The sequence below is a fragment of the Nannocystis pusilla genome, from assembly GCF_026626665.1.
GTDB lineage: Bacteria > Myxococcota_A > Polyangia > Nannocystales > Nannocystaceae > Nannocystis > Nannocystis pusilla.
Window position 1 is genome coordinate 9,091,190 of sequence record NZ_JAPNKE010000002.1, and the last position, 23,499, is coordinate 9,114,688.

Consider the following 23,499-nt stretch of genomic DNA (forward strand, 5'->3'; position numbering starts at 1 on the left):
GCCGTGCTCAACGCTGTTCGATCGCCCATGTCCTCAAGGACATGATCACCGATCGGCGAGCGCGACATCGAAGCCGAATCTGGGAGGGGCTTCGCCGGTCGGGGTGATGCGGACGGCGAGGTCGGCCGCGCGCTGCATGTCCTCGGGGACAGGAATGCGCGGGCGCTGGCGGTCGGGGCGGTGGGCGGCGGTGAAGTCGGCGAGCGGCGTCCAGGTGGCGCTGCCGGGCGAGCGGGCGTCGATCTGGACGCGGTAGGAGCCGCGGCGGCGCTGTTTGGCGTCGTCGTCGTCGAGCGCGAACCAGGCGTCGAGCGCGGGGCCGGGGGCGACCCCGGAGAACACGACCTCGGAGGGGCGGCGGGGGTCGGCGACGACGGCCGGGAAGATCAGCATGTCGGTCTTGAGCGGGCCGCTGCGCGCGTGCGTGGCGGCGGCGCGGCCGTCGGCGACGCGGGCGCTGGCGAGCGGGCGCTCGCGCTCGGCGGCGGTGCGCCAGCGCAGGCCGGCGCCGACGATCGCGGCGGCGGCGACGACGGCGAGCACGGCCGGGTGGGCCAGGCGGCGGGCGAGCGGGCGCAGGCGGTCGACCAGGCGCGGCGAGCGGAGCAGCGAGGCGCAGGCGAGCAGGGCGGCGAGGCTGGCCAGCAGGCCGGCGGCGTCGAACCAGCGCCAGCGGGCGTAGCGGAGCTCGAACACGCCGTCGCGCGCGGGCGCGGCGATCAGGGTCGGCTCGCTGCCGTCGTCGCCGAGGGCCTTGCCGCCGCGCAGCTCGCCGCGCAGGCGCTGCTCCGGCGTGGCGGTCGGACCGTCGCCGACCACCGGGACCTCGATCCACGGCACCAGCTCGGCGGGCGCGCCGTCACCTGCCCGGAAGGACAGGTCCCAGCGCGGGTAGCCGGCGACGTGGAACACCAGGCGCGAGTCGGGGGCGGTGCCGGCGAGGCGCACGCGGACGCGGCCGGCCTGCAGATCGGCGGCCTCGACGAGGAGCTCGCCCGGGCCGTCGATGCGGGCGATGCCGGCGGCGTTCGGCCGCTCGAACACGCGGAGCGGGCCGAAGCTGGCCACCTGCGAGCCGCCGCTGCCGCCCTGGGCGAGCAGGTAGCGGGCCTGGGCGAGGTCGAGGACGCGGGCCGACCCAGACTCGGGCTTGTGGACGAAGTTGTCGCCGGGGGTGAAGCCGATCTTGTAGACGGGGGTGCCGGTGTAGACCGGGCTGTCCATGAACCAGTGGGCGTTGCGGTCGGTGCGGACCGCGATCCGCCCGTCCGCGGGCTGGCCGTGGCGGGCGCTCGCGGCCCACTGCAGGAACTGCTCGTAGGCGGCCTCGAAGGCCGGGTCGCCCGGCATGCGCTCGACCTGGACCACGCCGACCCCGTGACGCCGGGCCAGGTTGCTCGCGTCGCGCGCGAGCCAGGCGACCAGGGCTGCGGCCGCCGCGGCTGTCCCGAACGACATGGCCTTTTTGACATTGCTCTTCGACCATGTCCGAACGGACAGGACGGAGAGACCGCCGACGACTGCGCCGGTCAGCAGGAACAGGCCCGGCTTGGCGGCCGTCAGGAACCGCTGGTACTGGATGTGCGAGAAGCCGCCGCTGAGGCGGTCGAGGCGGAGGGTCCAGAACACGTCGGTGCTGGCCAGCAGCCAGTGGACCAGCGCGAGCAGGGCGAGGAAGCGGAGGAAGCCCGCGCCGCGGACCGCGGCGACGAGGAGCCCGAGCAGGGCGGTGAAGCCGGCCGCGGGCGCCATGAGCTGGGTCCACTGGCCCGCCTGCAGCATGCGCAGCATGGCGTCGAGCGGCGCGTACAGCCAGCCGTAGCTGGCCATGTAGCCGCGATGGGCGGCCATCGGCCACAGCCACCAGGCGGCGAGAGCGAGGGCGAGGCCGAGGGCGAGGGCGAGGTCGAGGGCGGCGCCGGCGAGCCGCTCGCGGCGGGTGAGAGGGACGGAGGGCCGGGGGCCCGGGGCCGGGCCCTGCGCGGACGAGGTGTCCGTAGGGACAGACGAGGCGGCGGGCGCGGTGAGCTCGACGGGGCCGAGGGTCGGCGGGTAGATGTCCGCAGGGACAGGTTGCGACGCGCCGGCGGCAGCGGAGGCGAACGCCGCGGCGGCCGCGGCGACGGGCAGGCCGACCGGGGTGGTCGCGCCCGTGATGTCCTCAGGGACATGTCGGAGAGGAGCCGCGGCCGTCGGGTTTTCGGGGGGAGGCGGCGGCTCGGCGTTGCGCTGGACCGCGGCGTCGGGCGCCGGCTCGAGCGGGCTCGTGACCGGTCCGGCGACCGGCCCGGCGCCACGCAGGCCCACGGTGATCAGCCACAGCGGCGCGGCCATCGCCAGCATCGGCAGGCTCATCGGGTGGGCCAGCAGCGCGGCGGCGGCGGCCAGGGCGGCGAGCGCGAGGTGGCGGTGATGTGTCCCCGGGGACATGCCCTCGCGGACACGTGCGGCCAGGGCCAGCTCGGCCAGGGCCCAGTAGGCCAGGCTGGTGGCCAGCGCCTGCGGCCACACGCCGTAGGTGACGGTGTAGATCCACCCGCCCTCGCGGTAGGCCCCGGCGTCGAGCAGGGCCAGCGCGGCCGCGACGACGCCGGCCAGCGGGCCGAGGCCCAAAGCCCGGCCGCAGCGCAGCAGGGCCCAGCCCTGCAGCAGGAACACGAGGGTGAACGCGAGCGCGTAGGCCTGGGCCCAGTCGAGCAGGCCGAGAGTGACGAGCCGGACCGCGATCACCAGCAAATCGCCGAGGGGCGGATAGAGCTCGCCGAGCGGGAAGCCGAAGAACCAGAACGGGCTCCAGCCGACCAGGTGGCCGCCGGCCAGCTGCTGGCCGTACAGCCAGGCGCGCGTGAGGTGGACGGTGTGGTCGGCCGACAGCGGCATGACGCCGGCGGGCACCGGCCACAGCAACCACAGGCCGAGCGCGGTGACCAGCGCGAAGGGCCATGTCCGAACAGCCAGGCGGAGCAGCCGGCCGCGCGGGGGCGGACGGCTCACGACCACCTCGAAGCTGGGAGGTCGAGACCCTCGCGCGGCTCGGGCTCAGCGCGGCTCACCGAGGATCACCGTCCAGGGCAAGGGCCGGCGCACCTCGACCACGCGCAGGCGCGTCTCGGCCAGGCGCAGCAGGGCGCGGCGCGAGAAGTGCTGGATGTGCCCGGGGGTGTTGCCGAGCGCGCGCACGTAGCGGCCGCGGGCGAGGTTGAGGGCGCGCCACACGGGCTCCCACGGGGTGCTGATCAGCACGGCGCGGCGGGCGACGCGGGCCAGCTCGCGCAGGCCGGCGGCCGGGTCCTCGAGGTGCTCCAGCACCTCGCAGGCGAGCACGAGGTCGACGCTGCGGTCGGCGTGCGGGAGCTGGTAGATCGAGGCTGTCTGAAAGGACAGGCCCGGGTCGAGGCCGGGCGAAAGGCGCGACAGGTCGACGTCGCAGGCCTCGAAGCTGGCCGGGCGGCGCAGGCGGATCAGGCTGTCGGCCAGCAGGCCCTCGCCGCAGCCGACCTCGAGCACGCTCTCGGGACATGTCCGAAGGTACAGGTCGCCGACGGCCCGCTTGAAGCCGGCGACCAGGCGGCGGGCGATCGGGTTCGGGTGGTCGTACTTCGCCTCGGCGTTGCCGACGACGTTGCCGACGTCGACCTTCACGTCCGCTCCTCCGACCGCCAGGGCGCGGCGGCGGTGCGGCGGTGGCCGGCGATGGCCGGGGCGATCTGCTGGGCCGCGAGCGCCGCCGACAGGCCGCGCACCTGCGTCAGCACCTGCTCGGTCAGGCGGCGGTTGGCGGCGCTGAGGTCGCCGAGGAACGCCATCAGCGCGACCAGGAAGGCCAGCACGACCGCGCCGACGCCGACCAGCAGCGACTCGGTGTGGCCGCTCTCTTCTGGCCAACGGGACAGGTAGAAGTAGGTGAAGCGGCCGCCGAGGGCGAGGCCGAACGCGAGCAGCAGCAGGGCGATCACGCCGAAGGTCTGGACCGGCCAGTACATGCCGTACGAGCGGACGATGACCGCGCCGTTGCGGCGGACGTAGCTGCCCATCGAGCGGAACAGGCGCGAGCGCCGGAGCTCCGGGTTGGTGGTGATCGCCACGTCGACGATCGTCAGACCGGCCGCGCCGGCCTGGATGATCGACTCGAGGGTGTAGGTGAAGCGGTTGTGGACGAACAGCGCGGCGGCGGCCCGCCGGTTCATGGCCCGAAAGCCGCTCGTCGAGTCGCGCACGGCGGTGCCCGAGGCGCGCCGCACCACGCGCGAGCCCCAGCGCTGCAGCAGCCGCTTGAGCGGGCCGAAGTGCGGGATGGTGTCGGTCTGGCGGTCGCCCACGACGAGGTCGGCGCGGCCGGCGAGGATCGGCGCGCACAGGCGAGCGATGTCGGCGCCGGGGTACTGATTGTCGGCGTCGGTGTTGACGATGATGTCGGCGCCGAGCGCGAGGCAGGCGTCGACGCCGGCCTGGAACGCGACCGCGAGCCCGCGGTGGCCCGGGAAGCGCAGCACGTGGTGCACGCCGATCTGCTCGGCCACGGCCGCGGTGTCGTCGGTGCTGCCGTCGTCGATGACGAGCACCTCGATGCTGTCGATCCCCGGCAGCGCGCGCGGGAGGTCGGCGAAGGTCGCCGGCAAGTGCTCCCGCTCGTTGAGGCAGGGGATCTGGATGATGAGCTTCACAGGGCCGGGCGGCGCACCTTATACCACGGCGCGACGGATCCGCGCGTTCGCCCCGCAGACCCCCGCCAGGGCCGAGATCGCCTCAGATCTCGAGGCCGTCCAGCCAGGCCAGCCCCTCGGCCTCGGTCGTGAAGAGGTGCAGGTTCGGCGCCTGGCCCGTCAGCCGCATCATCATGTTGATCGCGGCGCGGACGATCGGGCTGGTGACGACGACGGCGATCGCGCCGTACTTGGGCTGCAGGCTCGGGAAGTACTTGCGGGCCCCCGCGGAGTACTCGGTGCCCTTCTCGACGATCGAGAGGATCCGCCAGCGATGATTCGGCGCGCCCTCTTCGATGCGGGCGCCGAGCGACTCGGCGTCGGCGAGCGTGACCTCGCCCTGGGCGGTGAGCCGCAGCAGCGGCTTGCCCTGCGGGGTCGTGGCCTCTTCGTAAAAGAACGGCATGCGCGGTGACTCCTACTTGTGCGGCTGGGCGAGCGCGCCCTTCTCGGCGAGCACGAGGGCCAGCGCGTCGGACAGCTGCGCGAGCGCGCGGACGTGGCCGTCGGCGCCGCCGCACGCGACGATCTGCGGGGCGACGTCGGGGCGGATGCCGGTGAGCAGGCACTGCGCGCCGAGCAGGCCGATCGCGCGGACCATGCGGAGCAGCGCCGGCATGGTGGGCCCGGCGATCGCGGCGACGCCGGTGAGGTCGAGGATGACGTGGGTGGCCCGCTCGGCGGCGACGCGGCCCAGCAGCACGCTGGTGATGGTGGCGGCCCGCGCGTCGTCGATGCGGCCGACCAGCGGCAGCGCCAGCACGCCCGGCCAGGCGACGATCACCGGGGTCGACAGCGCCTGCACGAGCTCGTCCTGCTGGCGCGCGAGCAGCCGCGTGCGCGTCAGCAGCTCCTCCTCCTGGGCCTCGTTCTGGTCGCGGCGGTCGATCAGGTCGTCGAGCAAGTAGTTGATGCCGAGCTCGACGTCGAGCAGAGCGTCCTCGTTCTCCTCGAGCCGGACCCGCACGTCGTAGTCGCCGCTGCCGGCGTTGACGAGCACGTCGAGGAGCCCGTGGAGCCGCGCCTGCGAGATCGTCAGCGACACGTCACCCCTCCTGGTCTTCGAGCCAGGCCATCGCCTCGAACTCGTTGCCGAACACGCGGTACCTGCTCGGGTCGGTGGACCGCGTCATCAGGTTGATCGCCGACCGCACCAGCGCGCTGGTCGTCACCGTCGCGTGCGGGCCGGCCTCCTCCATCGCCAGCAGGTGCTTGCGCGCCTTGGCCGAGTACTCGGTGCCGCTGGCCACCACCGACAGGACGTGCCGGCCGCGGTACTGCCCGAGGAACTTGGCCACGTACTCCTCGGCGTCGCCGAGGCTGATGTCGCCCGACACGTGGACCCGCACGTACGGCCGACCCCGGGGTCACGAGCTCCTCGTAGCGGAACGGCATGCTCAGCCCCGCAGGGCGCCTTTCTGGGCCAGGACGTGCGCGAGCGCGTCGCTCAGCTGGGCCAGCGCGCGCACCGGGGCGCGGCCCTCGACCTCGCCGAGCGCGACGATCTGCTGGGCGACGGCGGGGCTGATGCCGGTGAGCAGGCAGCTCGCGCCGAGCAGGCCGATCGCGCGGACCATGCGGAGCAGCCCCGGCATGGTGTTGCCGGCGATCGTGCCGACGCCGGTCAGATCGAGGATGACGTGGGTGGCCCGCTCGGCGGCGACGCGCTCGAGCAAGACGGCGGTGATCCGCGCGGCGCGCTCGTCGTCGATGCGGCCGACCAGCGGCAGCGCGAGGACGCCCGGCCACACCGCGATGACCGGGGTCGACAGCGCCTCCACGAGCTCGCTCTGCTGGTGCGCCAGCTCCTCGGCGCGGGCCTCGAGCTGCTGGCGCTGGCTGTCGCTCTTGGCCTTGCCGAGCGCGAGCTCCTCCAACAAGTAGTTGACCCCGAGCTCGACCTCGAGGAACTCGTCGTCGTCCTCCTCGACGAGCGGGACCCGCAACTCGTAGTCGCCCGTCGCCGCCGCCACGATGATGCGAAGGAGTTGATCGACGCGCTCGCCCTCGATCGTGACCGACACTGCCAGGCAATTGAGAAGCCCGCGCGAACGTGTCAACGCTCTCTCGCGGTGAGCGCCGCGCGCCTTGACCCACCGCGGCGGTGCTCGTACGGTGACGAGCGATGGTCGCGCGAGTGATGCATGTGCATGTCCGCAGGACCGACACGCGACCCGCCGCGGGCCCACACGCGAGCGCGATCGTGCGCGCGCGGGCACGCGCGGACTTGCTCGGCGCGACGGAGGCGAGGTGACGTCGACGTCGCGTCGCACGTGGCTGCGCGGCGGGCTCGGGCTCGGGCTCGGGGCGCTGTGTCTGCCGTCGCTGCTGCCGCGCGGCGCGCGAGCACAAGCGGAAGCGCCGGTGCGACGCCTGCTGGTGGTGATGACGGAGCACGGCGCGGTGTACCCGCGCTGGCGCATGCGCCCCGGCGAGATGCCCGAAGACGAGGACTGGGAGGTGCCGCTGTCGCCGCTCGCTGCGCCCGAGTTCAGCGAGGTCTTGCAACCGCTCCACCGCCACCGCGCGCGCCTGTCGATCCTCGACGGGCTCGGCAACGCGGTGGGCCTGACGACCGCGCTCAACGAGCACAAGGAAGGGCACGCGACGGCGCTGACGGGGACGCAGGCGGTGGAGCTCGAGGACGGCCCGGCGCACGCGCAGGGGCCGTCGATCGATCAGATCGTGGCGTCGGCGATAGCCGAGGCGGGCCAGATCGCGTCGCTGCAGGTGTCGCACGGCAGCTGGCCGTACTCCTACGACGCGAGCGGCAAGACGCTGCCCTACATCTACGAGCCGGCCGAGCTGTACACGCGGCTGTTCCCCGACGGGCCCGGCGGCGCGCCGCTGCCGACCGACGTGGCGGCGATCCGCGTCCGCCAGCGCCAGGTGGTCGAGCTGGCGCGCGCGCAATTCTCGGCGGTCGCGCCCCGCCTCGGCGCGGCCGACCGCGTCAAGGTCGAGCAGCACCGCGACCTGCTGCGCGCGCTCGAGCTGCAGCTGGAGGCGCTGTCCCAAAAGACATGTGACGTGCCGGCCCCGCCCGGAGAGGTGGCGCCCTGGGAAGAACCCGAGTGGTACGATCAGCGGACTGAGCTGTTCACGACGCTGATCGCGCTGGCGCTGTCGTGCGATCTCACCCGCGTCGGGGTGCTGGCGCTGTGGGGACTCCGCAACGAGCAGGTCGGTGCGCCGCCGGGAGACATCCACAACGACTTCGCCCACGCGGTGTCGTCGGACCCGGTGGCCGCCCAGGTGATGACGAACTTCGGCCGCTACCACGCGGAGGACGTGGCGAAGTTGCTGGATGTCCTCGAGGACATCCCGAGCGCCGGGGGACGCTGCTCGACGACACGCTGGTGGTGTGGTCGAGCGAGCTCGGGACGCCGGAGCACCAGCTGCACCACCTGCCCGTGGTGCTGGCCGGGGGCACCGGCTACTTCGACAAGCCGGGGCGCTACATCTACTGGCGGCAGACGAACGTGGTGCCCGGCCTGCTCGGCGACGAGCCGCAAGGCCCGCCGCACAACCGCCTGCTGGTGTCGATCGCCCGGGCGATGGGGGTCGAGCGCGAGGCGGTCGGGGTGACGTCGGTGCCGCTCAAGGGCGGCGCGAAGCTCGACTGCACCGGCGAGCTCGATCGCCTGCGGTGAGCCGGTCAGCGGCCGAGCAGGGCGCTGCGCTTCATGATCGCGAGGTTGATCGCCGAGGCCACTTCGAGCGCGACCTTCTCGTCGCGGGCGCGGAACGCCTTCTGCTCGGCGGCGCCCGTAGTGAGGACGACCTCGGTGTATTTGCCGAAGATGGCGTAGAGGACGCCGGCGACGATCACGACGGCGCCGATGACGATGGCCTCGGTCGAACGGGTCAGCGCCAATGTCAGGCCGACGAGGGCGATGACCGTGCCATGAATGCGGCAAGCTGTGTCCGTCGCCGCCTTTACGGAGGTGATGTTGGCGACCGCATAGGTGGTGCCGCCGCTCACCACGCGGGCCGGAGTGATTTTGACGGCGCCGAGCTCGAACAATACTTCTTCAGCCATACGCCCCAGGCTGCACCGCTGCTCGTGGAGTCGTCAATGTCCACAGTATATCGAGTGGATGCGTGTATCGTTACGCCGTTTCCGGTCACCCCGTTTTTCGATTTTCTGCGTAACGTTGCGCACGCTTCGATGGACGCGGCCGATGCTCGCGCGTAGCGCTCACGACAGCCAGGCGACGATCAGCGAGGCGAGGGTGGTGGCGGCGGCGGGCTCGTCGAGGCGGCCGCGGAACAGCTCGCGGCCGAGGGCCTCGGCCGCGCCGATGATGGCGACGCAGCGGCGCTGCAGCTCGCGGGGCGGCAAGGAGGAGAACGGGGCGAGGGCGTTGCGGTAGATCGTGACGTAGCGGTCCTGTAGCTCCTGCGCCACGGCCTCGGACTCGCTGTCGCCCTGCAGGGCGGCGAGGATCGCCAGCCACTCCGGGCCGACGGTGACGTAGCAGTGCATGTAGTCGAATGGTCGAGCCCGCTATCTTCTTGCAGCTCAGTTCGTGATTCGGAATGCACGGTCCGCATAAATGCGCGGCGCCTTTTTTGCGCGGGGCGATGCGACAACGAATCGTCGCACCTGTCATCCCCCAGGAAGGCCCGGGAATGGGGCTCACCGACCGAACCGAACTGAACCGTAAGGAGAACGATCCATGACGAAGAAGATGTTGGCCGGACTGGGCGTGATGGTGTTTTCGCTGGCGATCGGCGGCTGCGACGAGGCGAGCTTCGTCGCCGAGGAAGAGGCGCGGATCGACGCCGAGGAGCTGGCCGTCGCGGAAGACGAGGCGGAAGAGCGGCAGAACTCCGTCGACGACGGGCCCCGGGATCTGGCGGCGCCGGTCAGACCGGCCGAGGATCCGTGCAGCGACCAGTACATGGAATACAGCCACGCGTTTCATGCCTGTGGCACCTGCTCGAACGGCCGGGTCAACAACATCATGAAGCGGACCTGCTTCGGGACCGGCGCTTGGTGCCCGAAAGAATGCACCGGGTGGGAACCGCACATCTCGACGTGCGTGCCGTGCGAAGACTGGTGAGCCGTCGCGGCGCTTCCGGCCAGGCCGTCGATTCGCGCGACGGCCCGGCCTGCTCGCCGCCGTGACGACGGCTCACGTCCAGGCGTCGCAGAGCTCCGCCGCGATGCTCACCGTTTTGAGATGAATCTCGACCACGTCCTCGAGCTCCTTGGCGTAGCCGCCGGCCATCGAGATGGCCGTGGGGACATGTGCTTCACGCAATGTCCGTAAAACCAGGCAGTCGCGCTGCGCCAGGCCCTCCTTCGTGAGGGCCAGACGGCCGAGGCGGTCGCCCTCGTAGGGGTCGGCGCCGGCGAGGTAGATGGCGAGGTCGGGGCGGGCGCGGGCGAGCGCTTCGGTGAGGCCGCGGCCCAGGGCGGCGAGGTAGTCGGCGTCGCCGGTGCGATCGGGCAGGTCGATGTCGAGGTCGCTCGTCTGTTTTTTGAAGGGGTAGTTCTTGGCGCCGTGGATCGAGAAGGTGAAGATGGTGTCGTCGCCGGCGAGGATGCTGGCGGTGCCGTCGCCCTGGTGGACGTCGCAGTCGACCACGAGGACGCGGTCGGCGCGGCGCTCGGCCTGCATGACGCGGGCCGCCACGGCGCTGTCGTTGAACACGCAGTAGCCGTCGCCGTGGTCGCGGGAGGCGTGGTGGGTGCCGCCGGCCAGGTTGACGGCGAAGCTCTGGTGGATCAGCGCGGCCCGGCAGGCGCCGATGGTGGCGCCGGTCGACCGCAGGGAGCGCTCGACCATGGCCTCCGACCAGGGGAAGCCGATCTCGCGCTGCTCGCGGGCGCTGAGCTCGCCGCGGCAGACGCGGTCGACGTAGCCCGGGTCGTGCGCCAGCGCGAGCTGCTCCCGGGTGGCGCGCTCGGGCACGTGCATCTCGGAGGGGTCGACCAGGCCGCTGGCGGCCACGCGCGCGCAGGGCGGCGTATTTGGCCATCGGGAAGCGGTGGCCGGGCGGCAGCGGCAGCACGAACTGGTCGGAATAAAACACGTGCATGCGCCCTGACGATGCCACGCCCCGGCTGCGCGCGCATCGGACGGGGAGCACTGGCGAGGAGACCAGACCTCGCGCTATACCGGCGCCATGGCCGCGATCGACTCGCTGCTCAAGATCCTCGACGCCCAGAAGGCCGACGGCCTGGTCCTCGCCTCCGAACGCGTCCCCTCGCTCAAACGCGCCGGCGCCGACGTGCCGCTGTCGATGCCGAAGGTCAGCCACGAGATGGTGGCGATGTTCTTCGAGGACCTCGTCACCCCGGAGCAGCGCCAGGAGCTCGACGCCCGCAAGTCGGTCAAGGTCGAGCACACCTTCGAAGGCCAGCGCTTCTCCGGCGAGATCAAGATCGACGGCGGGCGCTACCACCTGAGCCTGGCCAAGGCGCGGGTGGCCGCCGGGGCGGGTGCCGGAAGACCTGTCCCTCAGGACAGCCACCCGGTGCCCGACCTGCCGCCGGTCCGCGCCCCCGCGCCGCCGCCTCCCGTGCGACCGGCGCCGGTGCGCAGCGCGGCCGCCCCGGTGGCCGCGCCGCAGCCGGTGGCGCCGGAACCTGTCGTCGAGGACATGTCCGAAGAGCCCGACGAGGAGGCGCAGCGGGCGGCCGACGAGCTGCGCGGGGTGCTGCAGCGGGCTCACTGGGAGGGGGCGGCCGACGTGATCTTCTCGGCCGGGCTGGCGCCGCGGGTGCGCACCGCCGGCGATCTGCGCGAGATCGGGACGCCGGCCTCGGAGGCGGCGATCGCGGCGCTGTTTTCAAAAGTGCTGGGGCCGGAGCAGCGGGCCCGACTGCGCTCGGCGGGCAGCGTCGACACGGCGCTCGACCTCGGCGGGCTGCGCTTCCGCGCCAACGTGTTCCGCCAGCAGCGCGGGCTGTCGGCCGCGCTCCGGCCGGTGCGCGACAAGGCGCCGACGCTGTCCGAGCTCGGTCTGCCCGACGACTTCACCGCGCTGGTCGGCTACCCGGCGGGGCTGGTGCTGTTCACGGGGCCGACGGGCTCGGGCAAGTCGACGACGCTGGCGGCGCTGGTGGAGCACGTCAACCGCTCGGCGGCGAAGCACGTGGTGACGCTCGAGGACCCGATCGAGCACGTGTTCACGAGCAAGAAGGCGCTGATCCACCAGCGCGAGGTGGGGCGCGACGTGGCCAGCTTCGCCGAGGGGCTGCGCGCGTCGCTGCGCGAGGCGCCCGACATCATCCTGCTCGGCGAGATGCGCGACCCGGAGACGATCTCGGCGGCGCTGACGGCCGCGGAGACGGGCCACCTGGTGCTTTCGACGCTGCACGCGGCCGGCGCGGCGATGGCGGTCGACCGCATCATCGACGGCTTCTCCGGCCACCAGCAGGCGCAGGTGCGCCTCCAGCTGGCGGGCACGCTGAAGGCGATCGTGACGCAGGTGCTGGTGCCGGTGTCGCGGAACGAGCGCGCGGTGGCGTTTGAGAAGATGCTGGTGACGGCGGCGGTGGCGGCCCAGATCCGCGAGGGCCGCGGGCACCAGATCGCCACGGCCATCCAGACCGGGCGGGCCGACGGGATGGTGTCGCTCGAGCAGTCGCTGGCGGCGCTGGTCCGCGCGCGCAAGGTGTCGCTCGAGGCGGCGATGGGCGCGGCGCAAGACCCAGAGGCGCTGCGTCGGTCGCTGTGATGCCGGCCAGGCGCGGGCAGAAGATCGCCGTCGTCGCGCTGGCGGTCGCCACCGCGGTCGCGCTGCTGCTGCACGCGCGCGCGTGGCAGTTCGTCTGCGACGACGCGTACATCTCGTTCCGCTACGCCTGGAACCTCGCCGAGCACGGGGCGCTCGAGTACAACCTCGGCGAGCGGGTCGAGGGCTATACGAATTTCTCGTGGGTGGTCGTGCTGGCCTTCGGGACATGTCTCGGAGCGCTGCCCGAGGTGCTGGCGCCGTGGCTTACGCAGCTCGGGGCGCTGGCCGGGGCGGCCGCGACCGTGGTGCTGGTGCGGGCGCTGCGAGGGGCGAGCGCGTGGTCGGCGGCCGACCTCATCCCGGCGTTCTTGCTGGCGGCGGCGCCAGAGTACGTGGTGTGGGCCCACGGCGGGCTCGAGACGTCGTGGGCGGCCGCGCTGACGATCGCGGCGATGGCTGCGACCGCGAGCGGGCGCTGGCGCGCGGCCGGGGTGGCGACGGCGCTGGCGGGGCTGACCCGGCCCGACGCGGTGCTGCCGATCGGGGTGTTTTTTGCGACATGGTCGATGGGGCATGTCCTCGGGGGCAGGCGAGAGAGGTTACCGTCGGTGCGCGAGGCCGCGGTCGCGGCGGCGCTGGCGGGCGGGCCGTTGCTCGCGCACCTGCTGTGGCGGTGGACGTACTACGGGGAGTGGCTGCCGAACACGTGGGCGATCAAGCAGCACGGCCGGCTGCTGCGCGACACGTTCGGGGTCGCCTACGTGACGACGTGGGCGAGCGCGCTGCGGCTGGTGTGGCTGGCACCGCTGGGGCTGCTGCTGCGGGCCCGGCACGCGCCGCTGGTGCTCCCCATCGCGGCGGTGCTCGGTTACGCGTGGTCGGTCGGCGGCGACTTCATGGCCTACGGGCGCTTTCTAGTGGCCACCGCGCTGACTGCCGGGCTGGTCGGCTGGCTGCTGGTCGAAGCAGGCGAGCGCGTGCTCGGGCCGCGCGGACCGGCGGCGGCGACCGGCGTGGGCCTGGCGCTGGCGGCTGTCCTCGGGGTCATGTCGCGCGATCGTTTGATTGGGGATCGGGCGACGCCGACGGGGTGGATCGACGGGCGCTGGGAGGGCGTGACCGCGATGGATCGGTTCGCGCGCGAGCGGGTGGCCGCAGGGACATGGTTTAAAAATAATGTCCCGGGGGACATCACGATCTCGGTCGGGGCGGCGGGGGCGTTGCCGTACGCGTCGAAGTTGCGGGCGGTCGACGTGTACGGGCTGGTCGACCGCTGGCCGCGCGAGGTCGAGGTGCGGCCGCAGGCGAAGGCGCGACCCGGGCATCAGCTGATGGCGCCGCAGGCGGTGATCGTCGCGCGCGACCCCGATCTGCTGTGTCACGTCGGGTACGTCGGGCCGAAGCGGCCGCCGCCGTCCGCGGCGCAGAACCGGGGCTTCGGGCGCGACATGGTGTGGGCGTGCGCCGAGCCGGGCTCGGTGGCCGACCCGCATGAGGCCGATGGTGTGCTCGAGGTCGGCTATTACTGTTGCTTGCGCCGGCGCGGGCACGCGGTCGGGCCCTTCGTCGACGGGGTGGCGCAGTGAGCGTGTGGGTGGCGCGCCTGCGGGCGCTGGTGGTCGCGCTGACGATCGCGTGGGCGGTCGCGATGGCGGTCGTGTTCGCGTGCCGGATCGGCTTCCCGCTCGAGCTCGAATGGATGGAGGGCGGCAGCCTGCACACGGCGCTGCGGCTGCAGCAGGGGCAGAGCATCTATCCCGAGCCTTCGGCCGAGTTCGTGCCGTTCTTGTACACGCCGCTGTATCCGGCGGTGCTGGCGGTGCTCGGCTGGGTGCTGCCGCTCGGCTACGTGCTCGGGCGGGCGGTGAGCGTCGCGGCGATCGGGGCGGTGGCCGCGGGGCTGTGGCGGCTGGTGCGATTCGAGGGCAAGCCGCGCGCGCACGCGGCGGCGGCGGTCGGGCTGTTCCTGTCGGGCTACGTGTTCACGTTCCGCTGGTACGACGTGGCCCGCGCGGACAGCTTGTTCCTGGCGCTGTTGCTGTGGGGGTTGATCTTGCTGCGCGAGAGCGCGGGGAGCCTGCGCCGGGTGGTGGCGGCGGGCGTGCTGGTCGCGTCGGCGTTCTGGGCCAAGCAGACCGCCGCGGTGTTCGTGCTGGCGAGCGGGGTCGCCGGGCTCATCGTGGCACCGCGACTGGTGTGGATCTACGCGGCCACGATCGCGGCGATCGACGGCGGCGGCGTGCTGCTCGGGCAGTGGCTGACCGAGGGGCGGCTGTGGACGTATGTTTTTAAGTTGCATCAATCGCACGCGTTCAACGCGGTGCGGTTCTGGCGCAAGACCTGGGGGATGTTTTTACACGCGGCGCCGTTCCTGGCGGTGCTGGTGGGGCTGATCGGCGGGCGTTGGCTGGCCGCTCGGGCATGGCGTAAAGGGCATGTCCGTGAAGACAGGTGGCGGGGGCCGGCGTACTGGGGGGTGATGGCGGCGGCGGGGCTGCTGGTGTCGGCGCTGGGCTATTCGACGCAGTGGGCCGAGCCGAACGCGTTCATGCCGGGGGTGTGCTTCGCGGCGGCGTGGCTGGCGGTGGTGCTGCCGGTCGGGCGCGGCGAGGCGGCGGCGTTGGGGCTGGTGGCGGCGCAGCTGGTGTTCGCGCTGGTGACCGAGCCGACCTATCAGCCGATCCAGGACCGCGGGCTGGCGGGTCTTCGGGACAGCTATGTGAAGCAAGACCTGTCGCGGACGATCCCGCCGGCGGCGCTGCGCGAGCGGGCGGCGGCGCTGCGGGCCGAGCTCGCGGGCGAGCCGCGGGCGATCCTGGCGCTGCACCGGCCGTGGTGGAGCGTGCTGGCCGGAGGACCGGGGCACGTGGGGTCGATGGGGATCCATGATGTCCCGAAGGACAGGCAGAAGGAGATCGAGGCGAGCCTGGCCGCGGCGGTGAGTCGCGGGGATTTTGCGGCGATCTGGATCGAAGGCGACGCGCCGGCGTGGCTGCGCGGGCCGCTGCGGCGGCGCTACGCGGCCGGGCGCCAGCTGGCCGGCGAGGAGCGCGTGCTGCCGATGACGGGCTACATGTCCGCGGCCGGGATGGTGACGCCGTGGACGGGCGTGCAGCACGAGTACGTGCGGCGGAGCGAGTGAGCGCGTCGGGTCCGTGCTCGGCTCGCGGGAGCGTCGCGGGCGGCGCGATCGCAAACGCGCGGCGCGGGGCGAGCGACCGCGCCGGCGGGCGGTGATAAGCTCGGCGGGTGCGGACGCTGCGACCGCTCGAGCTCGACGACGCGGGCTGGCTGGCTCGTGCGGGCGCGGGAGAGCCGGAGTTCGGCGACGCGATCCCGCTGCCGGGCGCGGAGGCCGAGGGATGGGTGCGCGAGCAGCTGCGGCGGCGTGAGGCGGGCGAGGCGTTCGTGTTCGTGGTCGTCGCGGCGGGCGTGCCGGTGGGCACCACACGGCTGGGCTGCTTCACGCCCGATCGACGGGCGGCGCAGGTCAGCTACTGGACGGCTCCGTTCGCGCGGGGGCGCGGCCACGCGACGGCGGCCGCCGGCTCGACCCTGGCGTTCGCCCGCGACGCCCTGGCGCTCGCGTACGTGCACAGCTACGTCGCGCGGTCCAACGTCGCCTCGCGCCTGGTGCTCGAGCGCAACGCGTTCGTGCGGACGGCGGTGGGGCGGCGGCGCGGTCGCCTCGAGCTGGTGGACCGCTACGACCGGCGGTGGACGGAGGGAGGGGCATGGAGATAAGCGACAGCGAATTCATCGTCGACGACGAGCTTCCGGACGACGGCATCTACGAGGACGACGACGGCGAGTACCTCGAGGACGATGTCGTCGTCGTCGACGACCCCGGCTCGGGCAAGCAGGAGGAGGAGGACGAGTTCGTCGACCCGTTCGAGACGCCCTCGGACGAGGGCGCGCCGTGGCTCGTGCCGCTGCCGCAGGTCGAGGTCTCCCGGCTCGACAGCGGGCGGAGCGTCCACGACCCGCAGTGGACCCGGTCGGTGCTCACCATCGATCTGTCGCGCACCGTCGACCTGGGTATCGCCACGTGGAACATCAACCACATGAACCAGACCAAGCCCAAGTACTTCTCGAAGAAGTGCAGCATCGGGCGGCTGTTCAACAAGAACGACTGGCTCGACGTGCTGGTGTTGCAGGAGATCAACCAGGTCTCGCTGAAGTCGCTGCCGGACGACATCGCGGGCCACGACCTCCAGCTGATGCTCGGCCCGCATATGGTCTCGATCGGGCCCAGGGGCGGGAAGGGCCAGCACGAGTACTACCCGATCGTCTACCGCGGCGATCGCCTGGCGTGCGACCGCTGCTGGGCGCTGCACCGCGGGCGCTGGGTGGCCTGCGAGACAGGCACCACGATCTTCTGGACGAAGCCGGAGCACAAGCGGAAGAACAAGCAGCTGCGGAAGTACGCCTCGTACCGGCCGATCGTCGTCTATCGGCTGTTCAACAGCAACGGCGGCTACTTCTACGTGGCCAACGTCCACACCACGCCCAAGGGCAGCGGCCTCAGTCGCAAGCACGAGTTCGACCAGATCCGCTTCATCCTCGACGTGGCGCGGGCGCGGCAGGCGGTGGGCGAGCACTGGATCGTGGTCGGCGACTATTACCTCGACCCGGAGGCCTCGGTGATCGACCGCGGGCACGAGCAAGGGCGCGCGGGCCGGTTCGAGCGGGCGGTGACGGGCCGCGGGCTCGAGCTGGTGATCCCGCTGTCGGCGACCAACCAGACCGGGCTGTCGTCGATCCGCGAGGAGTACGGGATCGAGCTCGATCCGGACGACGAGGAGAGCGAGCAGGACGGCGACGCCAAGGTGGAGAAGAAGCTGCTGTTCGCCAAGCTGCAGGAGGCGGCGGAGAACAAGGTGTTCGAGAGCTCGACCCCGGTGCCGGCGCTCGAGCGGTTCCTGCAGCAGCAGAAGCGCAAGCCGAAGAGCAAGGGCGCGTCCGACAACTTCCTGGCCGACCGCGTCGTGCTGTTCTCGAGCGAGGGCGGCAAGCGCATCAAGGTGGTGCTCAACAAGCGGGCCGACTTCTTCATCTGCACGGTGGGGCTGGTGAAGCGCTTCTGCGGGCTGGTGTCGCCGGTGAGCGGGATCCTCCACGTCGACCCGAACCACAACGCGCTCAACTGGTGGTGCACGGTCAGCGACCACGCGCCGATCGGGGCGATCTTCTGCAACCAGAATTACTCGCCGAAGCTGACGGCGTACGAGCTCGAGTTCAAGCAGACGTACTGCGAGGAGCTCGACGACTCGAAGATGGAGCTGGAGAAGATCCGCGCGCGCGTCAAGTTCGAGGCGCTGCAAGTCCTCGAGGGGTTGCTCGTAAAGCTCGAGGCGTACCCGACGCTGGACTACACGTATCTGCTGTCGCGGCGGGTCTGCGTGTACCTGACCTGCATGTTGCGGCTCGTCGATGTCGACCTGACCGCCGTGAGTCGGCCGATCCCCGGCGACGTCGGGGAGGAGGTCGTCAACAACCAGGCGCTCCGCGAGTTCATTCAGGTCCACGCGTTCGCCAAGGACACGCCTCGCTGGTCGCGGGAGCAGGACAACCTCGTCACGATGGTCTACGCGGCCGCGCGCGCGGCTCATCGCTGCGAACGGATCTCCGGCTACGTGGTCGCCGACTTCGACTTCATCGACGAGACCGACGTCTACGACGACCGCTTCACCGAAGACCTGTGAGTCGGCGGTGAAGCGGGTCAGGAGCCGTTGCGGGCGACGAGGCGCTCGCGCGTGGCGTCGTCGATCGCGCCGGTGACGGGGAGCTGCGCGGCCGCCTGGAACTGGCGCAGGGCGGTCTCGAGGTCGGCGGTCGGGGCGTCGAGGGCCGCGAGGAAGCCGAGGCCGCACAGGCGGCCGCGCACGCCTCGCTCCTCGCTGACGGGCTCGAGGCGGCCGACCGCGAGCTCGTAGACCTCACCGGTGGCGAGGGTCAGGCGGGCGGTGCGGACGGTCGTGGCGAGCCAGTGCTCGATCTGCCCGGACGGCGACGTCTGCCCGTGCAGCTCCAGCCCGCCGATCGCCAGCGTGTAGGCGACGCCGGCGCAGGGCTGACCGTCTCGCAGCAGCCGCACGTGGATCTGCGCCGGCACGCCGCGCCGCTTGAATACGCTGCGGGCGTCGGTGGGGGCGTCGGCACGCTTCTCGCGCGGGGCGGGGATGAAGACCGCGTCGCCCGGGACGAGGGGTTCGCGCGGGCTCGCGTGCGCCGCAGCTCGGCGTTCTCGGGGGCGTTCCACAGGGTGTCGGGGAAGAAGCCGAATCGGTCGGCGACGCTGAGCAGACACTCGCCGGGTTCGACGGTGTGGAAGTGGGCCATCGGCCCCAGTGTGCGCGCGACGACGGGGCGCGGGCAAGCCCGCGGGCGGCCGCGAGAGGGGGCGCCTCCGGGGTCGCGGGCGCGCGGGCGAGCGCGCCGTGCGACGGTCTGCTCCGGGGGCACGCCGCGCGGGCAGGCCATCGAGACATGTCTTAATGGACATGTCTTTCAAGACATGTCCGAAGGCGCGTCTCACTTGCTGCCGGCGTAGAGGCTGGTCAGCGGGACGTCGTCGAGGGTCACGACGTCGAGGGGCGCGCTGTTATTGAAATGGTTCCAGAGGTCGACCTCGTTGGAGAGCATGTGGCGCTCGTGGAACAGCAGGCCGGTGCGGGCGCGCGACAGCGGGGCCGCGGTGACGCCGGGGGGCCAGCGGCCCTCGCGTTCGTACTGCAGGCGGGCGAGCTCGTGGAGGTCGTGGACGTAGAGCGGACCTGGCCGCTGGGACATGTCTTCGAACAGCGGGAGGACCGAGCTGCCCCAGAAGCCGCGGAGCAGGCCGAGGTCGGCGGCTCCGCGGGCGCCGCCGGCGAGCGGGGCGTACTGCGACAGGTTGTGGGGGTGGCCGTGGATCGTGCTCCACAGCGCGGGCACCAGCAGCAACGGCAGCAGGGCGGCGGGCAGGTGGCGGGCGCGGCCGGTGGGCGCCAGGGCGCGCCACAGGGTGACGTAGGCGAAGGCCGCGGCGAGGGCGAGGAAGGGATAGGCGGTCAGCCAGTGCTTGGTGCCGCCGAAGATGGGGATCGTCGGCAGGCTGATGAGGATCAGCGGGAACAGGCCGAACAGCGCCCACAGCAGGCCGTCGCGCGCCGGGTGGCCGCGCAGGGGGCGGTGAAGCGCGCGGGAGGGATGTCGTCAGATGGCCTTGCGGACAGGTCCTTGCGGACAGCCAGGACGAGGCCGAGCGCGGCGAGCAGGAGCAGGGCGGTCGGGACGGTGGCCCAGGTGAGGACGAACGGGTAGCTCCACGGCAGCGGCGGCTGGTTGTAATTGATGTGGAAGTACTCGGTGTTGTAGTAGGCGTGGAGGCGGTGGAACTCGACGTACTCGCCGAGGCGCACGAGCGGGTCGCTCCACAGCCACGGCCACAGGGCGAGGACGGTCGGCGGCGCCAGCACTGCCATGCTGAGGAACGGCAGCGGCAGGAGCTGGCCGCGGCTGGGGCGACGACCGGCGAGGGCGAGGCAGGCGAGGTAGTGGAGGCCGAGCAGGACGGGGATGAAGAGGGCGTTGTGTTTAGTGAAATCGCCACGCCCAGGAGCGGGCCGAGCAACAACGACCAGCGCCACGAGGCGAGCGCCCGCCGGTAGCACAGGACGACGGCGAGGGTCAGGACCGCGACCGGGACGTCGAAGCAGTGCAGGCCGGCGTGGACCCACACGTGCGGCAGGCCGATGAACCACAGGGCGGCCAGGGCGGCGGGGATCAGCGGGGAGAGGGCGAATGTCTCGGAGGACAGGTCGGACGCCGGAGAGGACGATGCTGGCCCGGAGGACAGGTCGGAAGCGGGTGAGGACGCGGAGGCCGGAGGGGGCGGGTTCGGAGCGGCAGGGTCGTGGCTGTCTCCGAGGACATGTCTTTGGAGCGGGCGAGGCCGGCGCCCGCGAAGAACAGGAGGGCGACGCCGAGGCCGGCGAGGAGCTGGGCGGGCAGGCGCATGGCGGCGCCCTCGGGCATGAGCGGCAGGAGTCCGGCGGGGGCGCGGGCCTCGGGCGGCTGTCCTTCGGGACCTGGCGCGGAGAACAGGCGCGCGGACAGGCCGCCGGCGAGCTTCATCAGGGCGGGGTGCTCGTGGTTGACGGCGAAGGCGCGGTCGCGGGCGGCGCGGTCGAACAGGACGGAGGGCGACTGCAGGCCGCGCACGGCCCAGTCGGCGTAGGCGCGGCTGGCGTGGAAGTAGATGCCCTCGTCGCGCACGTAGCCGACGTCGCGGTGGCCGCGGGCGAGCAGGAGGACGACGGCGAGGCCGAGCGCGACGGCGAGGAGCGCGGGGAGGCGACGGGTCACGCGAGCTCCGTGGGCGTGGCGGGGTGAAGGCGAGCGTTTGCGCGGGCTCGTCGCGCCCGTACGCCAGGGGCGGGGTGAAGGCGAGCGTTTGCGCGGGCTCGTCGCGCCCGTGCGGCGAGGAGGCGACGGGTCACGCGGGCTCCGTGAGGGCGCGCAGGTCGAGGCAGGGGACGCGGCGCGTGTCGGGGTCGTAGCCGGCGGGGGTGAAGGTGCCGGCGAGCAGGTTGGTGACGCGTACGGTGAGCTCGGCGGGGCCGGGCGTGGTGGCGAGCTCGAAGGCGGCCCAGCCCTGGTTGTCGCTGACGAGCCAGCGCGCCCGCGGGACGCCGTCGAGCTCGAGCTCGACGACCGCGGGGGCGTCGTCGCGCAGGCGGCCGTTGAAGTCGGAGAAGCCGAGGTGACCGCGCAGGCGCGCGCCGAGCTCGACGCGGCCGCGCAGCTCGAAGGCGGCGCCGTCGCTCATGTCGATCGCCAGGCAGCGGCGCGGGCGGTAGCCGATCTCGGCGTAGCGGACGGTGGCGCGGCCGTGCTTGCAGGCCCAGGTCCGCGGGGCCTTGCGGCAGGCGCCGGCCCGATCGGCGGCGAGCAGGGCGGGCTGATCGAGGATGTCCCACAGGACATGTCCCGAAGGCGCGGCGAAGTGGTGGAGGGCGAGAGGGCCGAGGTCGTCGGCGCCGAGCGACTCGGGCGTGAGGTCGCCGAGGTCGGCGCGGAGGTCGGGGGTGAGCGGCTCGCCGAGCGCGAGGACGTGGAAGCGCGGGGCGCCGTGGAGGTCGGGGCGGCCGAGCGAGCGCTGCAGCGGGAGGAGGTGCCGACGCGCGACGGGGCCGAGCCAGTCGTCGGCGAGCACGACGGGCTCGTCGGACGGGAGCGCGGCGAGGGCCGTGGCGGCGGTGTCCCAGTCGGCGGGATCGAGGACCGAGCGATAGGCGCGGGCGGCAGCGATCCACTCGACGGCGGCGACGAGGCCGACGAGGCCGAGCAAGATCGCGGCACGGCGTCGGTCGGCGTCGAGAGGCACGGGGCGCAGTGTAGCGAAGGGGGGAGGCGAGGGGGAGCGATCGCGCACGGACCGAAGCGGCTGGAGACGGCCTGCAGGCGGCTCGCGGCGAGGACGGCGCAAGCGCCGATCTCTTGCTTCGGCCAGGAGTTTGGGCGTAACTCCGCCCGCCGTGCCCGGACTGGTTCGCGTCGTCGCTGCTCTCGTCGCTCTCGCCTCCGTCCCGGGTCTGTCGGGGTGCTCGGGGGCGGGGCGCGACAGCGCGACGGTGGCCCAGCCGACGTCGCCGGCGGTGGCGCCTGCACCTGTCCCGGAGGACAGTCGCCCGGCAGGGCCGCGGCGCACGGAAGAACCTGTCCCGGAGGACAGCCAGGAAGAGGCGCGGCCCGAGCCCGTGGCGGCGGCCCCGGCAGCGCGCGAGCCGCTAGAGATCACCTTCGTCGGCGACATCATCTTCGGCCGCTACCGGACGGCGGGCTTCGACCCGATCGTCGGCGAAGGCGAGCGGCCGTTCGACGATATTTTAAATACGATGCGCAGCGACCTGCTGATCGGCAACCTCGAGACGCCGCTGGTGTACGAGCTGCCGGTGAAGAGCCCGATCGGGGCGAAGTTCGCGTTCGGGGCGTCGAAGGAGATGGCGCAGCACCTGGTCGACGGCGGGTTCGCGGCGCTCAGCCTGGCCAACAATCACTCGTTCGATCAGCGGGCCGAGGGGCTGCTGCAGTCGCCCAAGATCCTCGATGAGCTGGGGATCGTGCCGCTCGGAGCGTCGCGCAGCGAGCCGCCGGTGTTCCGCGTCGAGACCTTCGAGCGCCGCGGGTGGAAGATCGGGCTGATCGCGGTGACGTCGCGTCGCAACGCGCCGCAGTTCCCGAACACGCCCGAGCTGCCGTTCCTGTCCACCAACGATTTTGAAATGACGCTCGGGCCGCTGATCGACGGGGCCAGAGCGACCCATGATCTCCTCATCGTGTTCGTCCACTGGGGCGAGGAGTACGCCGACGCGCCCGGGGCCCATCAGCAGCGGCAGGCGCGAGCGCTGCTCGACCGCGGGGCCGATCTGGTGGTGGGGCACCATCCGCACGTGCTTCAGGGGATCGAGCAATACGGGAAAAAAGCGATCGCGTACTCGCTGGGCAACTTCCTGTTTGAAAACACCCACGAGATCCCCAGACTCACCGGGGTGCTGCGGGCGCGCTTCTCCGGCAAATCGTGCCTCGAGACGCTGACGTTCCACCCTGCCTATATCAAGAGGACGCCGAGCAAACACCCGGTGCCGGCGACGAAGGGGATGGGCAAGACGGTCCGCGCGCGCATGCTGTCGCTCAGCGAGGCGCAGGGGACGAAGCTCGAGGCGAGCGGCGAAGACCTGGTGCTGCGGGGCGACTGCGCGGCGAGCGGGTGAGAAGGCTGCCGGTGTCACGGCGGTGCGGCGAGACTTGCAGGAGGGCCCACTGCTCGATGAATGTGGCGAGCAAAAGGTCCCGCTGCCCCACATTGTCCGATTGCGGCGGTGACGGTACTTGAGCGCGGACCGAGACGCTGAACGGAACGTCCCGGCGCGGAGATCGCTGCTGGGTCGACCCCAGCTCCTGGGCGTCTTACCGACGCTCTGGTTCTGGAACTCCTGGGACGCTCAGCGCCTGCTTCTACCGTTCACTTTGTTCTTGCTCCCCGTCTCGCTGATGGTCAGCCTGTTGCAGGTGTATTGGGGCCTTCCGGCCTGGGTCTCCTTGCAGCCGGGGTCCT

The 23,499-nt window shown here is 72.2% G+C and carries 23 protein-coding genes; 8 read left to right on the top strand and 15 right to left on the bottom strand.

All coding sequences use genetic code 11. The annotated features are described in order from the left end of the window. Positions 1 to 45: 45 nt before the first annotated feature. The 7 genes from OV079_RS40145 to OV079_RS56605 form a co-directional block, all read right to left on the bottom strand. Positions 46 to 2,994 (bottom strand): hypothetical protein, encoded by a 2,949-nt coding sequence (locus tag OV079_RS40145; RefSeq protein WP_267774963.1) that lies wholly within the window; start codon positions 2,992 to 2,994, stop codon positions 46 to 48. Between the two features lie 45 nt (positions 2,995 to 3,039). Beyond that, the gene (locus OV079_RS40150) at positions 3,040 to 3,642 is read right to left on the bottom strand and encodes a class I SAM-dependent methyltransferase (RefSeq protein WP_267774964.1); all 603 of its coding nucleotides are present in this window, start codon (positions 3,640 to 3,642) and stop codon (positions 3,040 to 3,042) included. Then, entirely contained in the window at positions 3,639 to 4,664 is a 1,026-nt protein-coding gene (locus tag OV079_RS40155; RefSeq protein ID WP_267774966.1) for a glycosyltransferase family 2 protein, read from the bottom strand. The genes OV079_RS40150 and OV079_RS40155 overlap by 4 nt, the downstream gene beginning before the upstream one ends. An 82-nt stretch (positions 4,665 to 4,746) precedes the next feature. Then, positions 4,747 to 5,109 carry a DUF7793 family protein gene (locus OV079_RS40160; protein WP_267774967.1) on the bottom strand — a complete coding sequence of 121 codons (363 nt, stop codon included), beginning with the start codon at positions 5,107 to 5,109 and terminating at the stop codon, positions 4,747 to 4,749. Positions 5,110 to 5,121: 12 nt separating this feature from the next. Further along, positions 5,122 to 5,748 carry an STAS domain-containing protein gene (locus tag OV079_RS40165; protein WP_267774968.1) on the bottom strand — a complete coding sequence of 209 codons (627 nt, stop codon included), beginning with the start codon at positions 5,746 to 5,748 and terminating at the stop codon, positions 5,122 to 5,124. A 1-nt stretch (position 5,749) separates the two neighbouring features. Continuing rightward, positions 5,750 to 6,040, bottom strand: a complete 291-nt coding sequence (locus OV079_RS40170; RefSeq protein WP_267774969.1) for a hypothetical protein — start codon at positions 6,038 to 6,040, stop codon at positions 5,750 to 5,752. 60 nt (positions 6,041 to 6,100) lie between these two features. Continuing rightward, positions 6,101 to 6,727: an STAS domain-containing protein gene (locus OV079_RS56605; RefSeq protein WP_267774970.1), complete on the bottom strand. Its 627-nt coding sequence runs from the start codon at positions 6,725 to 6,727 to the stop codon at positions 6,101 to 6,103. Positions 6,728 to 6,953: 226 nt separating this feature from the next. On the opposite strand from OV079_RS56605, the gene OV079_RS40180 reads away from it, so the two are divergent. After that, positions 6,954 to 8,291 carry a DUF1552 domain-containing protein gene (locus OV079_RS40180; RefSeq protein WP_267774971.1) on the top strand — a complete coding sequence of 446 codons (1,338 nt, stop codon included), beginning with the start codon at positions 6,954 to 6,956 and terminating at the stop codon, positions 8,289 to 8,291. A gap of 70 nt (positions 8,292 to 8,361) precedes the next feature. Here the strand turns inward: OV079_RS40180 and OV079_RS40185 are convergent, their stop codons facing one another. Both OV079_RS40185 and OV079_RS40190 read right to left on the bottom strand, forming a co-directional pair. Next, positions 8,362 to 8,730: a DUF6232 family protein gene (locus OV079_RS40185; RefSeq protein WP_267774972.1), complete on the bottom strand. Its 369-nt coding sequence runs from the start codon at positions 8,728 to 8,730 to the stop codon at positions 8,362 to 8,364. 174 nt (positions 8,731 to 8,904) lie between these two features. Then, positions 8,905 to 9,192 carry a hypothetical protein gene (locus tag OV079_RS40190; RefSeq protein ID WP_267774974.1) on the bottom strand — a complete coding sequence of 96 codons (288 nt, stop codon included), beginning with the start codon at positions 9,190 to 9,192 and terminating at the stop codon, positions 8,905 to 8,907. A gap of 193 nt (positions 9,193 to 9,385) precedes the next feature. Here OV079_RS40190 and OV079_RS40195 point away from each other — a divergent pair, with 193 nt between their 5' ends. Further along, positions 9,386 to 9,772 (top strand): hypothetical protein, encoded by a 387-nt coding sequence (locus tag OV079_RS40195; protein ID WP_267774975.1) that lies wholly within the window; start codon positions 9,386 to 9,388, stop codon positions 9,770 to 9,772. A gap of 72 nt (positions 9,773 to 9,844) precedes the next feature. Here the strand turns inward: OV079_RS40195 and OV079_RS40200 are convergent, their stop codons facing one another. Then, entirely contained in the window at positions 9,845 to 10,666 is an 822-nt protein-coding gene (locus OV079_RS40200) for a histone deacetylase family protein (protein WP_267774976.1), read from the bottom strand. Positions 10,667 to 10,841: 175 nt separating this feature from the next. Here OV079_RS40200 and OV079_RS40205 point away from each other — a divergent pair, with 175 nt between their 5' ends. The 5 genes from OV079_RS40205 to OV079_RS40225 all read left to right on the top strand — a co-directional run bounded on the left by OV079_RS40205 (position 10,842) and on the right by OV079_RS40225 (position 18,103). Further along, positions 10,842 to 12,398: a type IV pilus twitching motility protein PilT gene (locus tag OV079_RS40205; protein ID WP_267774977.1), complete on the top strand. Its 1,557-nt coding sequence runs from the start codon at positions 10,842 to 10,844 to the stop codon at positions 12,396 to 12,398. After that, a complete protein-coding gene (locus tag OV079_RS40210) occupies positions 12,398 to 13,984 on the top strand; it encodes a hypothetical protein (protein WP_267774978.1) in 1,587 nt (528 codons plus the stop codon). The genes OV079_RS40205 and OV079_RS40210 overlap by 1 nt, the downstream gene beginning before the upstream one ends. Continuing rightward, entirely contained in the window at positions 13,981 to 15,540 is a 1,560-nt protein-coding gene (locus OV079_RS40215) for a hypothetical protein (RefSeq protein WP_267774979.1), read from the top strand. The genes OV079_RS40210 and OV079_RS40215 overlap by 4 nt, the downstream gene beginning before the upstream one ends. A 107-nt stretch (positions 15,541 to 15,647) precedes the next feature. Continuing rightward, positions 15,648 to 16,142, top strand: coding sequence for a GNAT family N-acetyltransferase (locus OV079_RS40220; protein WP_267774980.1), 495 nt, complete (start codon positions 15,648 to 15,650; stop codon positions 16,140 to 16,142). Beyond that, on the top strand, positions 16,133 to 18,103 hold the full coding sequence (locus OV079_RS40225) for an endonuclease/exonuclease/phosphatase family protein (RefSeq protein ID WP_267774981.1): 1,971 nt from the start codon (positions 16,133 to 16,135) through the stop codon (positions 18,101 to 18,103). The genes OV079_RS40220 and OV079_RS40225 overlap by 10 nt, the downstream gene beginning before the upstream one ends. Before the next feature lie 17 nt (positions 18,104 to 18,120). Here OV079_RS40225 and OV079_RS40230 read toward each other — a convergent pair whose 3' ends face one another. The 5 genes from OV079_RS40230 to OV079_RS40250 form a co-directional block, all read right to left on the bottom strand. After that, positions 18,121 to 18,660 (bottom strand): peptidoglycan-binding domain-containing protein, encoded by a 540-nt coding sequence (locus OV079_RS40230; RefSeq protein ID WP_267774982.1) that lies wholly within the window; start codon positions 18,658 to 18,660, stop codon positions 18,121 to 18,123. Between the two features lie 272 nt (positions 18,661 to 18,932). Further along, complete coding sequence (locus OV079_RS40235) at positions 18,933 to 19,343, bottom strand: hypothetical protein (protein ID WP_267774983.1); 411 nt, start codon at positions 19,341 to 19,343, stop codon at positions 18,933 to 18,935. Between the two features lie 161 nt (positions 19,344 to 19,504). Next, a complete protein-coding gene (locus tag OV079_RS40240; RefSeq protein ID WP_267774984.1) occupies positions 19,505 to 20,029 on the bottom strand; it encodes a hypothetical protein in 525 nt (174 codons plus the stop codon). 136 nt (positions 20,030 to 20,165) lie between these two features. Next, a complete protein-coding gene (locus OV079_RS40245) occupies positions 20,166 to 20,747 on the bottom strand; it encodes a hypothetical protein (protein ID WP_267774986.1) in 582 nt (193 codons plus the stop codon). 130 nt (positions 20,748 to 20,877) lie between these two features. Further along, positions 20,878 to 21,768, bottom strand: a complete 891-nt coding sequence (locus OV079_RS40250) for a hypothetical protein (RefSeq protein WP_267774987.1) — start codon at positions 21,766 to 21,768, stop codon at positions 20,878 to 20,880. A gap of 151 nt (positions 21,769 to 21,919) precedes the next feature. Between OV079_RS40250 and OV079_RS40255 the strand changes: the two genes are divergently transcribed. Then, positions 21,920 to 23,155, top strand: coding sequence for a CapA family protein (locus OV079_RS40255; RefSeq protein ID WP_267774989.1), 1,236 nt, complete (start codon positions 21,920 to 21,922; stop codon positions 23,153 to 23,155). Positions 23,156 to 23,499 lie beyond the last annotated feature (344 nt).